We start from the raw sequence: 297 nt of genomic DNA, 5'->3' as shown, positions 1-297 counted from the left end.
ATTTTGCAGATAACTGCGATGCAAAATGTAGAGCAAGTGCCTCTATTGTTTGTGGTTTCTTAGGTGAACCATATTCCAATTCTCCGTGATGAGCTAAGATACAATGTTTTACCATGTAAGCTAAATCCTCTGGGAAACCTGGAATTTCTTTAATTCTATCAGAAACCCATTCAGTAGATATCATTATATGACCTAACAATTGACCAGGGTCAGTATATTCGATAATAGGGAATTTTGATAACTCTTTTATCTTTCCTATATCGTGGAACAATGCAGAAGTATATAATATATCCTTAT

1 protein-coding gene is annotated in these 297 nt (G+C 34.0%); it reads right to left on the bottom strand.

Going from position 1 to position 297, the window contains the following annotated elements:
* Positions 1-297: HD domain-containing protein (locus tag AACQ14_RS23530; protein ID WP_339365988.1), on the bottom strand; the 297-nt coding region annotated here is incomplete at both ends.

The organism is Vallitalea maricola (assembly GCF_036985595.1).
Classification (GTDB): domain Bacteria; phylum Bacillota; class Clostridia; order Lachnospirales; family Vallitaleaceae; genus Vallitalea; species Vallitalea maricola.
The sequence above is the reverse complement of the archived record's forward strand: the minus strand, read 5'-3'. Positions and strand labels throughout refer to the sequence as shown.